The sequence below is a fragment of the Agrococcus pavilionensis RW1 genome (genome assembly GCF_000400485.1).
GTDB lineage: Bacteria > Actinomycetota > Actinomycetes > Actinomycetales > Microbacteriaceae > Agrococcus > Agrococcus pavilionensis.
This window is the reverse complement of sequence record NZ_ASHR01000037.1, coordinates 32,195-44,377: the sequence shown is the minus strand read 5'-3', so window position 1 is coordinate 44,377 and position 12,183 is coordinate 32,195. Positions and strand designations below refer to the sequence as shown.

General features: G+C 72.3%; 9 protein-coding genes. 3 read left to right on the top strand and 6 right to left on the bottom strand.

What is annotated here, in order from left to right:
• Window positions 1-147: 147 nt before the first annotated feature.
• On the bottom strand, window positions 148-525 hold the full coding sequence (locus L332_RS27800) for a DUF3040 domain-containing protein (protein ID WP_021011633.1): 378 nt from the start codon (window positions 523-525) through the stop codon (window positions 148-150).
• A 72-nt stretch (window positions 526-597) separates the two neighbouring features.
• Between L332_RS27800 and L332_RS27795 the strand changes: the two genes are divergently transcribed.
• Window positions 598-1,710, top strand: a complete 1,113-nt coding sequence (locus L332_RS27795; RefSeq protein ID WP_021011632.1) for a polyprenyl synthetase family protein — start codon at window positions 598-600, stop codon at window positions 1,708-1,710.
• Window positions 1,711-1,713: 3 nt separating this feature from the next.
• Here L332_RS27795 and L332_RS27790 read toward each other — a convergent pair whose 3' ends face one another.
• Window positions 1,714-2,046: an Rv2175c family DNA-binding protein gene (locus tag L332_RS27790; protein ID WP_021011631.1), complete on the bottom strand. Its 333-nt coding sequence runs from the start codon at window positions 2,044-2,046 to the stop codon at window positions 1,714-1,716.
• A 75-nt stretch (window positions 2,047-2,121) separates the two neighbouring features.
• On the opposite strand from L332_RS27790, the gene pknB reads away from it, so the two are divergent.
• Entirely contained in the window at window positions 2,122-4,038 is a 1,917-nt protein-coding gene (gene pknB / locus L332_RS27785) for a Stk1 family PASTA domain-containing Ser/Thr kinase (RefSeq protein WP_021011630.1), read from the top strand.
• A gap of 34 nt (window positions 4,039-4,072) precedes the next feature.
• Here the strand turns inward: pknB and L332_RS27780 are convergent, their stop codons facing one another.
• Both L332_RS27780 and L332_RS27775 read right to left on the bottom strand, forming a co-directional pair.
• A complete protein-coding gene (locus tag L332_RS27780; RefSeq protein WP_021011629.1) occupies window positions 4,073-5,473 on the bottom strand; it encodes a class II 3-deoxy-7-phosphoheptulonate synthase in 1,401 nt (466 codons plus the stop codon).
• A 43-nt stretch (window positions 5,474-5,516) separates the two neighbouring features.
• Window positions 5,517-6,245 carry a lysophospholipid acyltransferase family protein gene (locus tag L332_RS27775; RefSeq protein ID WP_021065130.1) on the bottom strand — a complete coding sequence of 243 codons (729 nt, stop codon included), beginning with the start codon at window positions 6,243-6,245 and terminating at the stop codon, window positions 5,517-5,519.
• 150 nt (window positions 6,246-6,395) lie between these two features.
• Between L332_RS27775 and L332_RS27770 the strand changes: the two genes are divergently transcribed.
• On the top strand, window positions 6,396-8,201 hold the full coding sequence (locus L332_RS27770) for an AMP-dependent synthetase/ligase (protein WP_021011627.1): 1,806 nt from the start codon (window positions 6,396-6,398) through the stop codon (window positions 8,199-8,201).
• 42 nt (window positions 8,202-8,243) lie between these two features.
• Here the strand turns inward: L332_RS27770 and L332_RS27765 are convergent, their stop codons facing one another.
• Both L332_RS27765 and L332_RS27760 read right to left on the bottom strand, forming a co-directional pair.
• Entirely contained in the window at window positions 8,244-8,735 is a 492-nt protein-coding gene (locus L332_RS27765; RefSeq protein WP_021011626.1) for a peptide deformylase, read from the bottom strand.
• Window positions 8,732-12,136, bottom strand: coding sequence for a pyruvate carboxylase (locus tag L332_RS27760; protein WP_021011625.1), 3,405 nt, complete (start codon window positions 12,134-12,136; stop codon window positions 8,732-8,734). The genes L332_RS27765 and L332_RS27760 overlap by 4 nt, the downstream gene beginning before the upstream one ends.
• Window positions 12,137-12,183: the final 47 nt, after the last annotated feature.

Genomic DNA, 12,183 nt, shown 5'->3' with positions numbered 1-12,183 from the left:
CTGGGGGAGGAAGGTGGAGGGGGTGGGGACTGGAGCTGGATCCGGTGTCGCTCGGGTCAGCAGTGGGTCTCGATGCGCGCGCGGCTGCGCCGCGCGCTACTCGACCCTGAGCCCTGCGCGCTCACCGTGAAGGTGAGCGCTGCGGGCTCAGCGCTGGTTGCGGTCGTCCCACTCCTCGGCGAGGCGGTCCATGAGGCTCGTCGACTGCTTCGTCGCGGCGGGGCCCTCGCCCATCGCGCCGGTTCGCGGCACGTCGTCGCCCGACGCGGGTCGCGAGGCGGAGAGCGCCCACAGCGCGCCGAGCACCGCGACGCCGAAGCCGGCGACGCCGATGATGGCGAGCTTCATGAGCACGCCCACGACGATGAGGACGAGGCCGGCGACGACGCCGAGGACGCCGACGGCCACCTTCGTGTAGTCGACCGTGCGAGGCCCGCTCGTCGTCGCGACGATGTCCGCCTCGTGCTTGTAGAGATTGCGCTCCATCTCGTCGAGCAGTCGCTGCTCGTGCTCGGAGAGGCCCATCTCGCACCCCCCTTCGTCCGACCGGTGCGGAGCGCCAGTCTACGCATCACTCCTGTCAATAGCATGTGGGTTGTGTCCGCACAGCAGCGCTTCGCCCGAGCAGTCGAGGGCTCGATCGACCAGTATCTCGACGCGCGCGAGCGCGCCCTCGCCCGCATCTCCCCCGATGCCGAGCCGCTCGTGCGGCACGTGCGCGCGATGGTCTCGGGCGGCAAGCGCGTGCGCAGCGCCTTCGTGCTGTGGGGCTGGCACGCGGTCGCCGCCGCGCGGCCCGACGCGACGCACGAGGCCGGCACGGAGCGCGACCCGGAGTGGGGCGACGTCGTCGGCGTCGCGACCGCGATGGAGCTCTTCCACGCCGCCGCGCTCGTGCACGACGACATCATCGACGCATCCGACACCCGCCGCGGGCGGCCCGCGATGCACCGCGCGCTCGAGGCGATGCACCGCGAGGGCGAGTGGGTGGGCGAGCCGGAGTCGTGGGGCACGAGCGCCGCGATCCTCGTCGGCGACCTGCTGCTCAACTGGGCCGACGACCGCATGGTCGAGGCGTGCCGCGGCGCCGCGCACGGCGAGCGCGTGCACGACGCCTACCGGCGCATGCGCGAGGAGGTCACGTTCGGCCAGTACCTCGACGTGCTCGAGGAGGCCGCGTGGATCCGGCAGGACCCGGATGCCCTGCTCGACCGGGCGCACACCGTCGCGGTCTTCAAGTCGGCGAAGTACTCCGTCGAGGCGCCGCTCGCGCTCGGCGCGCTCCTCGCGGGCGGCGACGACGCGCAGCTCGACGCGCTCGCGGGCTACGGCCTGCCGCTCGGCGTCGCGTTCCAGATGCGCGACGACCTGCTCGGCGTCTTCGGCGACCCGGCGGTCACGGGGAAGCCCTCGGGCGACGACCTGCGCGAGGGCAAGCGCACGGTGCTCATCGAGATCGCGCGGCAGCGGCTCGCGCCCGGCGTCCGCACGATGCTCGACGAGCTGCTCGGCGACCGCGAGCTCGACGAGCGGCAGGTCGCGGTGCTGCAGGACGCGATCGCCGGCTCGGAGGCGCCCGCGCGGCTCGAGGCGCTCATCGACCGGGCGGTCGGCGAGGCGCTCGAGTCGCTCCACGAGGGCGAGCTCTCGCGCGCGGCGATGCTCGAGCTCGAGCGGCTCGCCGACACGGTCGCGAAGCGCGACCGCTAGCGCTCAGCCGAGCAGCTGCGCCGCGCGGCGCACGGCGGCCTTCGCGCCGCCGCGCATCGCCTCGACCGGCGGCACGCCGAGCGAGTCGTCCTCCGCGAGCAGCCAGTCGATCGCCTCGTCCTCGGTGAAGCCCTGGTCGAGCAGCACGAGCAGCGTGCCGCGCAGCTCGGGCAGCGGCTCGCCGTCCTTCACGCACAGCGCCGGCACCTGGAGGGGGCCGTTGCGCCGCGTGGCGGGCAGGCGATGCTCCTCGATCAGGCGATGGATGCGCCCCACGGGCTGGCCGAGCAGTGTCACGAGGTCGGGCACGGAGAGCCATGCGGTGTCTTGCGTCACGCGTCCATCTTGGCATTCTCGGCTCCGCCAGCGTGGGTGCGGGGCGGACGCCCCGCCGCCGCCTATCCTCGCTTCGTGCCCGTCGACTCCCGCGATCCCGTCATCGGACGGATGATCGACCGTCGCTACGAGGTGGGCGAGCGCATCGCGCGCGGCGGCATGGCGAGCGTCTACGAGGGCGTCGACCTGCGGCTCGACCGGAAGGTCGCCGTGAAGGTCATGCACCCGCACCTGAGCGACGACGAGGACTTCCGGGAGCGCTTCATCCAGGAGGCGAAGGCGGCTGCCCGCCTCGCGCATCCGAACGTCGTCAACACGTACGACCAGGGCGAGGAGGGCGAGCTCGCGTGGCTCGTCATGGAGCTCGTGCCCTCCATCACGCTGCGCGACCTGCTCGCCGAGCGCGGGCGCATCACGCCCGAGCAGGCGCTCGACGTGCTCGAGGCGATCCTCGCGGGGCTCTCGGCCGCGCACCGCGCCGGCATCGTGCACCGCGACCTCAAGCCCGAGAACATCCTGCTCGCGCACGACGGGCGCATCAAGATCGGCGACTTCGGCCTCGCGCGCGCCGCGACCGCGAACACCGCGACGGGCAAGGCGCTGCTCGGCACGATCGCCTACCTCTCCCCCGAGCTCGTCACGCGCGGCGTCGCCGACGCCCGCAGCGACATCTACGCCGTCGGGATCATGCTCTTCGAGATGCTCACCGGCAAGCAGCCCTTCACGGGCGACGAGCCGATGCAGATCGCCTTCCAGCACGCGAACGAGCAGGTGCCGCTGCCGTCGACCGAGGCGCCGGGCGTGCCCGAGCAGCTCGACGCGCTCGTGCACTGGGCGACGCAGCGCGACCCCAACCTGCGGCCCGCCGACGCGACCGAGATGCTCGCAGAGGTGCAGTCGATCCGCGACCGCGGCCTCGACGCGCGCACCGCGCTGCTCCCCGCCCTCTCGGAGGACGACCGCTCGACGACCATCATCGAGCGGCCGAAGCCCCCGCGCCGCATCGCGGCCGCGCCGGAGGTCGTGCACGACTCGGGCGACGGGGTCGCCGCGAGCGCGCTCGCGCGGCGCGCGACCGTGCGGCGCAGGCGCGGGATGCTGTGGCTCGCGGTCGTCGTGATCGGCGCCCTCGTCGCGGCGGGGCTCGGCTGGTGGTTCAACCTCGGGCCGGGCGGCCGCTCGATGGTGCCGGACGTCTCCGGCGAGCCCGCCGACGCCGCGATCGCGATGCTCGCCGAACACGGCATCGAGGTGTCGGCGACTGTCGAGGAGCCCGACTACGACGTGCAGGCGGGGCTCGCCCTCCGCACCGATCCGGGCGCGGGCACCGAGCTCGCGAACGGGGAGCCCGTGCGGCTCATCGTCTCCTCCGGCCGGCGGAGCCTCGCGGTGCCGGCGCTCACGGGCATGCCGCTCGAGGAGGCGCGCGCCGCGATCGAGGCTGCGGAGTTCACCGTCGCCGAGGTCGATCCCGATCTCGTGTTCGACCAGGCGCCCGCCAACACCGTGCTCGCCGCCTTCGCGCCGGACGGCACCGACCTCGCGGAGCTCGAGTCGCTCGAGGAGCGCTCCCCCATCGCGCTGCGCGTCTCGCTCGGCCCCGTCCCCGCCGCCGCGGGGCAGAGCGCCGCCGAGGCGGCCGCGGCGCTCGAGCAGGTCGGGCTCGTCGCCGACTTCTCGGAGGAGCACTCGCTGGAGGTCCCCGAGGGGCAGCTCATCTCCGTCGCGATCCCGAGCGATGGGCTCGTGCGCCGCGGCGCGACGATCGGCGGCGTCGTCTCGCTCGGGCCGCGCATGATCGAGGTTCCCGACGTCGTGGGCGACCCCATCCCCGAGGCCGTGCAGGCCATCCGGGACGCCGGCCTCGTGCCCGACCTCCGCACGAACGTGCCGTCGCCGCTGCAGGCGCTCGCGGCGATCCTCTCGCAGGAGCCGGGCGCCCCCGGCCCGGTCGTCGAGGGCTCGACGATCGTCATCGACGCGACCTACTGAGCCTCGTCGACCGCGCCGCCGAGCACCCGCGGGCTCAGCCCGCCGCGCGCTCCCGGACGCGGCCCGCGTCGCGCAGCTCCTCGGCGACGAGGAAGGCGAGCTCGAGCGACTGCATGTGGTTGAGGCGCGGGTCGCACAGCGACTCGTAGCGCGACTCGAGGCCGAGCTCGTCGATGTCCTCCGAGCCGCCGAGGCACTCGGTGACGTCGTCGCCCGTGAGCTCGACGTGGATGCCGCCCGGGAACGTGCCGACCGCGCGGTGCGCGGCGAAGAAGCCCCGCACCTCGTCGACGACGTCGTCGAAGCGCCGCGACTTGTAGCCGTTCTGCGTCGTGATGCCGTTGCCGTGCATGGGGTCGGTGACCCACAGCGGCGTCGACTCGAGCGACTTCGAGGCCTCGAGCAGCGGCGGGAGCGCGTCGCGGATGCGACGGGCGCCCATGCGGGTGATGAACGTCAAGCGGCCGGGCTCGCGGTGCGGGTCGAGCTTGTCGACGAGCGCCTCCATGTCGGCGGGCGTCGTGGTCGGCCCGAGCTTCACGCCGATGGGGTTGCGGACGCGGGAGAAGAAGTCGACGTGCGCGCCGTCGATCTCGCGCGTGCGCTCCCCGATCCACTGGAAGTGGCTCGAGGTGTTGTAGGCGAGGCCCGTGCGCGAGTCGATGCGCGTGAGCGGCCGCTCGTAGTCCATGAGCAGGCCCTCGTGGCCGGTGAAGAACTCGACCCCCTTGAGCTCGTCGAAGTTCGCGCCCGCGGCCTCCATGAAGCGCACCGCGCGGTCGATCTCGGCGGCGAGCGCCTCGTAGCGCGCGAAGAGCGGGTTCTCGGCGAAGCCCTTGTTCCACGAGTGCACCTGCCGCAGGTCGGCGAAGCCGCCCTGCGTGAAGGCGCGCACGAGGTTGAGGGTCGACGCGGCCATGTGGTACCCGCGCAGGATGCGCTCCGGGTCGGCCGTGCGGGAGTCGAGCGTGAAGTCGTAGCCGTTGACGATGTCGCCGCGGTACGCCGGCAGCGTCTCGTCGCCGCGCGTCTCGTGGTCGTTCGAGCGCGGCTTGGCGAACTGCCCCGCCATGCGGCCCATCTTCACGACCGGCATCGCGGCGCCGTACGTGAGCACGACCGCCATCTGCAGGATCGTCTTGACGCGGTTGCGGATGTTGTCGGCCGTCGCGCCCGCGAAGGTCTCGGCGCAGTCGCCGCCCTGCAAGAGGAACGCGCGGCCCTCGGCCGCGGCCGCGAGGCGATCGCGCAGCATGTCGACCTCGCCCGCGAACACGAGCGGCGGCGCGGCGCGCAGCTCGCGGCGGACGCGCTCGAGCTCGGCCTCGTCGGGCCAGTGCGGCTGCTGCTTGATCGGCAGGGCCCGATACGCGTCGAGGCCCTGCTCGATGGAGCGGCGCTCGTCGGAATGCGGGATCGCGATCGTGTCAGTCATGTGCCTCTGCCTCACGCGGCGCCGAGTGCGCCACCGCTCGAGTCTACCGAGCCGCGGGGTCCGCGATGGGCGCGGCGGCGGGTGCGCGCCGCTCCGCGTCGATGCGCGACTTGACGCTCGAGGCGTACATGTCGACGTACTCCTGGTCGGAGATGCGGTTGAGGGTCACCATGATCTCGTCGGTGATCGACCGCAGCACGAAGCGGTCGCCCTCGAGGTTGTAGTAGCGCGAGAAGTCGAGCGGCTCGCCGAAGACGATGCCGATGCGGCCCACGCGCGGCAGCCGCTTGCCGATCGGCATGATCTTCTCGGTGTCGACCATGACGCACGGGATGACCGGCACCCGCGCATCGAGCACCATGCGCGCGACGCCCGTGCGGCCGCGATAGAGCTTGCCGTCGGGACTGCGCGTGCCCTCGGGGTAGATGCCGACGAGCTGCCCGTCCTGCAGCTTCTCGAGCGCGGCGCCGAGGCTCTGCGAGCTCTTCTCGCCGCCAGAGCGATCCATCGGCAGCTGCCCCACGCCGAGGAAGAACCAGCGGACGAGCCGGCCCTTGAGTCCCTTGCCGTTGAAGTAGTCCGACTTCGCGAGGAAGTAGACGCGCCGGTCGAGCACGAGCGGCATGAGGAACGAGTCGATGACCGAGAGGTGGTTGCCCGCGATGATGGCGCCGCCCGAGGCGGGGATGTTCTCGAGCCCGGAGACCCAGGGGCGGAACACCCGCGTCATGAACGGGCCGACGACCCAGTGCCGCAGCAGCCAGTAGAACATCGCACCTCCAGGACGCGAGCCTAGGGCAGGCTGCCGGGCCGCAGGGACATGCGCGCCGCGGGCCGGCGCGAGACCGCCGCAATATGATGAGGAGAACGCACGAGAGCCGAAGGAGTCCCAGTGCCCCAGATCACCGTCCCTGACGGCGTCATGCCCCCGGTCGTCCCAGCCGACCCCGACGCCAACGTCACCGACCTCCTCGAGGAGACCCTCCGCCGCACTCCCGACAGCTCTCTCTTCGCGATCCCCGAGGGCGAGGGCTGGCGCGAGGTGACGACGCGGGAGTTCCACCGCCAGGTCATCGCGCTCGCGAAGGGCTTCGTCGCCGCCGGCGTGCAGCCGGGCGACTTCGTCGGCTTCATGTGCAGGGTGCGCTACGAGTTCTCGCTCGTCGACTTCGCGCTCTGGTACGCCGGTGCGCGCATGGTGCCGGTCTACGAGACCTCGGCGCCCTCGCAGATCCAGTGGATCCTCTCCGACAGCGGCGCGACGCGCGTCATCCTCGAGGATGCCGACCTCGTCTCGCGCTTCGACGAGGCGCACGGCGACCTCCCCGCCGTCGCCGACGTCTGGCGCATCGACCGCGGCGACCTCGACCGGCTCGTCGAGCAGGGCAAGGACGTCGCCGACGGCGAGATCGAGCGCCGTCGCTCGCTCGCGGTCGGCAGCGACCTCGCGACCCTCATCTACACCTCGGGCTCGACCGGTCGCCCCAAGGGCACGATGCTCACGCACTCGAACTTCGTCGAGCTGTGCCGCAACGCCGCCGCCGTGATGGCCGACGTCGTCGGGCCGGGCTCGTCGACCCTGCTGTTCGTCACGCAGGCGCACGTCTTCGCCCGCTTCATCTCGGTGCTCGCGATCTCGGCGGGCGTCCGCGTCGGCCACCAGGCCGACACGAAGAAGCTGCTCGCGTCGCTCGGCAGCTTCAAGCCGACCTTCTTCCTCGCCGTGCCGCGCGTGTTCGAGAAGGTCTACAACGCGAGCGAGCAGAAGGCCGAGGCGGGCGGCAAGGGCAAGATCTTCCGCGCCGCGGCGCACGCCGCCGTCGCGCACTCGAAGGCGCTCGACGAGGGGCACGTGCCGCTCGGCCTCAAGCTGCGCTTCAAGGTGCTCGAGCGCCTCGTGCTCAACAAGCTCAAGGTCGCGATGGGCGGGCAGGTGAAGTACGCCGTGTCCGGCTCGGCGCCGCTGTCGACCTTCCTCGCGCACTTCTACCGCTCGCTCGGCATCCGCATCCTCGAGGGCTACGGCCTGACCGAGACGACCGCGCCGCTCACGGTCAACGTGCCCGACCGCTTCAAGATCGGCACCGTCGGTCCGGCGCTGCCCGGCAACGGCGTGCGCATCGCCGAGGACGGCGAGGTGCTCGGCAAGGGCGTCGCCGTGTTCGCGGGCTACTGGAAGAACGAGCAGGCCACGAAGGATGCGTTCACCGAGGACGGCTGGTTCCACACGGGCGACATCGGGTCGCTCGACAGCGAGGGCTACCTGACGATCACGGGTCGCAAGAAGGAGATCCTCGTCACGGCTGCGGGCAAGAACGTCGCGCCCAACATGCTCGAGGACCCCATCCGCTCGAACACGATCATCGGCCAGCCGGTCGTCGTCGGTGACCAACGGCCCTTCATCGCCGCCCTCATCACGCTCGACGGCGAGATGCTGCCCACGTGGCTCGAGAACAACGGGCACGACAAGTCGCTCTCGCTCGAGCAGGCGGCGCAGCACCCCGCGGTCATCGAGGAGGTGCGCTCCGCGATCCAGCGCGCCAACCGGCTCGTCTCGCGCGCCGAGTCGGTGCGCAAGTTCGCGATCGTCCCCGTGGAGTTCATCGAGGCGAACGGTCACCTGACGCCCAAGATGTCGATCAAGCGCCACAACATCCTGAAGGACTTCCAGGCAGAGATCGACGACATCTACGCCGCCGACTCGAAGGCGCACGACGTCGGCGAGTGAGCCGCAGCGCGAAGGGGGCCCCGCGGGGCCCCCTTCGTCGTGTCAGAACCAGTCGGCCTGGCGCACCGCGTGCATCGCGACCGCGCGCGTCTCCTTCTCGAGCGACTGGAGGTAGAGCCGCCCGTCGAGGTGCCCCATCTCGTGCTGCAGCATCTGCGCCATGAGGCCCTCCCCCTCGAGCACGACGTCGCGCCCGTCGAGGTCGACGCCGATCACGCGGCAGAACGGGTGCCGCGGGGTCGGGAAGCCGAGGTCGGGCACCGAGAGGCATCCCTCGTCGACGAGCTGCGGCTCGCCGCGCACCTCGTCGATGCGCGGGTTGAGCACGTAGCCGAGCTCGTCGTCGACGAGGTAGGCGAACGCCGCCTTCGCGACGCCGATCTGGTTGGCGGCGACCCCGGCGCGACCCGGCAGCCGCACGGTGTCGAGCAGGTCCTGCACGAGCGCGGCCGTCGCGGGGTCGGCGGGGTCGACGGGCTCGGCGCGCTCGCGCAGCACCGGGTCGCCGAAGACTCGGATCTCTCGGACGCTCACGCCGGCCGCACCACCGCGATGAGGTCGCCCGCCTCGACGGGCGTCGTGCCGGAGAGCGCGAGCCGCTCGACGGTGCCGGCGACCGGGGTCGTGATCGCCGCCTCCATCTTCATCGCCTCGATCGTCGCGACGGGGTCGCCGGCCGCGAGCTGATCGCCCGCGGCGACCTTGACGGTGACCGCCCCCGCGAAGGGAGCCGCGACCTGGCCCGGCACGGACGCATCCGCCTTCTCCGCCTTCGCCTTGTCGACCTTGACCGAGCGGTCGCGCACGTAGACGGGGCGCAGCTGGCCGTTGAGCACCGTCATGACGGTGACGATGCCGTCGTCGTCGGCCTCGCCGACCGCCTCGAGCGAGACGTTGAGCGTGACGCCGCGGCCGATGCCGACGTGGTGCTCCTCGCCGTGCTGCATGCCGTAGAGGAAGTCGATCGTGTCGACGACCGAGAGGTCGCCGTACTGCTCGCGCGTCTCCTTGAAGGCCTTCGTCGGGCCGGCGAAGAGCAGCTCGTTGAGCGCATCTCGGCGATCGGCACCCGGCTCGGCGAGGCGCGCGGCCTGCTCGGGCGCGAGCGGCTTCACCGAGATGTCGACGTCGCGGCCCTCGAGCACCTTCGAGCGGAAGGGCTCGGGCCAGCCGCCCGGCAGGTCGCCGAGCTCGCCGGCCATGAAGCCGATGACGGAGTCGGGGATGTCGAACCGGCGCGGGTCGCGCTCGAACTCCTCGGGGTCGACGCCCTGCGCGACGAGCTGGAGCGCGAGGTCGCCGACGACCTTCGACGAGGGCGTGACCTTCGTCGGGCGGCCGAGGATGCGGCTCGCTTCGGCGTACCAGTCCTCGATGCGCTCGAAGTCGTCGGCGAGGCCGAGGGCGATCGCCTGCTGGCGGAGGTTGGAGAGCTGCCCGCCGGGGATCTCGTGGTGGTAGACGCGGCCGGTGGGGCCGGGCAGCCCCGACTCGAACGGCTTGTAGAGGCGGCGCACGGCCTCCCAGTAGGGCTCGAGGTCGCTCACGGCCTGGAGCGAGAGACCCGTGTCGCGCTCGGTGTGCGCGATGGCGGCGACGAGCGCCGAGAGCGAGGGCTGGCTCGTCGTGCCGGCCATCGGCGCGCTCGCGACGTCGACGGCGTCGACGCCGACCGCCGAGGCGGCGAGCAGCGTCGCGAGCTGGCCGCCCGCGGTGTCGTGCGTGTGCAGGTGCACCGGCAGCGCGAAGCGCTCGCGCAGCGCCGCGACGAGCTTCGACGCTGCGCCGGCGCGCAGCAGCCCCGCCATGTCCTTGATCGCGAGCACGTGCGCACCCGCGTCGACGATGCGCTCGGCGAGCCGCAGGTAGTAGTCGAGCGTGTAGAGGTCCTCGTCGGGGTTCAGCAGGTCGCCCGAGTAGCACAGCGCGACCTCGGCGACCGCGGTGCCGGTCTCCCGCACCGCGTCGATCGCGGGGCGCATCTGGTCGACGTCGTTGAGGGCGTCGAAGATGCGGAAGACGTCGATGCCCGTGGCGGCCGCCTCCTCGACGAACGCGCTCGTCACCTCGGTCGGGTAGGGCGTGTAGCCGACGGTGTTGCGGCCGCGCAGCAGCATCTGCAGCGGGATGTTGGGCATCGCCTCGCGCAGCCGCGCGAGCCGCTCCCACGGGTCCTCGCCGAGGAAGCGCAGCGCGACGTCGTAGGTCGCCCCGCCCCACGCCTCCATCGAGAGCAGCTGCGGCGTCATGCGCGCGACGTGCGGCGCGATCGCGACGAGGTCGGCGGTGCGCACGCGCGTCGCGAGCAGCGACTGGTGCGCGTCGCGGAAGGTCGTCTCGGTGACGGCGAGCGACGTGCGGTCGCGGAGCGCCTGCGCCCAGCCCTCGGGGCCGAGCTCCTGCAGCCGCTGCCGCTCGCCCGCGGGCGCCTCGGTCTCGAGGTCGCAGTCCGGCAGCTTGATCGCGGGGTTGATGACGCCGTCGGCGGCGCCGTTGGGCTGGTTGACGGTGACGTCGGCGAGCCACGCGAGCACCTTCGAGGCGCGGTCCTTCGGGGGGTTGATGCGCGTGAGCTCGGGGTGCTCGTCGATGAAGCTCGTCGAGACGTCGCCGGCGCGGAACTCCTCGTCGTCGAGCAGGTTGAGCAGGAACGGGATGTTCGAGGCGACGCCGCGGATGCGGAACTCGCTCACCGCGCGGTGGGCGCGGCGGATCGCGGTGTCGAGATCGCGGCCGCGGCACGTGACCTTCGCGAGCATCGAGTCGAAGTGCGGGCTCACCTCGGTGCCGGGGTTGATGGTGCCGCCGTCGAGGCGCACGCCCGCGCCGCCCGGCGAGCGGTAGGCGGTGATGCGGCCCGTGTCGGGGCGGAAGCCGTCGGCGGGGTTCTCGGTCGTGACGCGGCACTGCAGCGCGGCGCCGTGCATCTCGATGCGGTCCTGCGTGAGGCCGAGCTGCTCGAGCGTCTCGCCGGCCGCGATGCGGATCTGGCTCGCGACGAGGTCGACGTCGGTGATCTCCTCCGTCACGGTGTGCTCGACCTGGATGCGCGGGTTCATCTCGATGAAGACGTGCTGGCCCGCGCGCTCCCCCGCGGTGTCGAGCAGGAACTCGACGGTGCCGGCGTTGACGTAGCCGATCGAGCGGGCGAACGCGACCGCGTCGCGGTAGAGCGCATCGCGCTGCTCCTGCGAGAGGTTCGGCGCCGGGGCGAGCTCGACGACCTTCTGGTGGCGGCGCTGCACCGAGCAGTCGCGCTCGAACAGGTGCACGGTCTCGCCTGCCGCGTCGGCGAGGATCTGCACCTCGATGTGGCGGGGGCGCACGACCGCCTGCTCGATGAACATCGTCGGGTCGCCGAACGCGCTGTCGGCCTCGCGCATCGCGCCCTCGAGCGCCTCCCGGAGGTCCTCGCGGCGCTTGACCAGCCGCATCCCCCGACCGCCGCCGCCCGCGACCGCCTTCGCGAAGACGGGGAAGCCGATCTCGTCGGCGCCCGCGATGAGCGCCTCGATGTCGGTCGTCGCGGGCGTCGAGCGCAGCACGGGCACGCCGGCCGCGATCGCGTGCTCCTTGGCCGTGACCTTGTTGCCGGCCATCGCGAGCACCGAGGGGCCGGGGCCGACGAAGGTGATGCCGGCCTCGGCGGCGGCGGTCGCGAGCTCGGGGTTCTCGCTCAGGAAGCCGTAGCCGGGGTAGATGGCGTCGGCGCCGGCGTCCTTCGCGACGCGGATGATCTCGCTCACCGTGAGGTAGGCGCGCACCGGGCGGCCCGGCTCGCCGATCTGGTAGGCCTCGTCGGCCTTCTGGCAGTGGAGGGAGTTGCGGTCCTCGTGCGCGTAGACGGCGACGGTGCGGATGCCGAGCTCGTTGGCCGCGCGGAACGCCCGGATGGCGATCTCGCCACGATTGGCGACGAGGAGCTTCGAGAACATAGAGGAACCCTCCAGGGTGCGGCGGCGCGGGCTTCTCAATGTAGTGG